We start from the raw sequence: 624 nt of genomic DNA, 5'->3' as shown, positions 1-624 counted from the left end.
TGTTTTTCATTTTTATAGCAATTCTTACATTAACTATGTGGAGTGAGTATCGTGGTAATCCAATACTAGCGAATTTAGGCATTTATGGACCGAATATGGAAGGTAAAGAGGTACGGTTTGGAGCAGGCTTGTCAGCACTATTTACAGTTATTACGACGGCATTTACAACGGGTTCTGTTAATAACATGCATGATAGCTTAACGCCTTTAGGTGGATTAGGACCAATGGTATTAATGATGCTAAATGTTGTATTTGGTGGCGAAGGCGTAGGACTCATGAATTTATTGATATATGTCTTACTGACGGTGTTTATATGCAGTTTGATGGTTGGTAAAACACCAGAATATTTAAATATGCCAATTGGCGCCCGTGAAATGAAATGTATTGTCTTAGTCTTTCTCATACATCCAATTTTAATTTTAGTATTTTCAGCACTTGCTTTTATGATTCCTGGAGCAAGTGAAAGTATAACGAATCCGTCTTTTCATGGTATTTCGCAAGTTATGTATGAAATGACATCAGCTGCTGCGAACAATGGATCAGGGTTTGAAGGACTGAAAGATGATACAACATTCTGGAATATCTCTACAGGAATCATTATGTTGCTTTCTCGTTATATACCAA

Annotated in this window: 1 protein-coding gene; it reads left to right on the top strand. The window is 36.4% G+C overall.

Annotation, left to right across the window (positions count from 1 at the left end; genetic code table 11):
- Window positions 1–624, top strand: a 624-nt coding sequence (locus IDG60_RS20340; RefSeq protein WP_206161119.1) for a potassium-transporting ATPase subunit KdpA, incomplete at both ends; no start/stop codon positions are given.

It is taken from the genome of Staphylococcus sp. EG-SA-2 (genome assembly GCF_017152085.1).
This window is presented reverse-complemented; position numbering and strand designations above follow the sequence as displayed.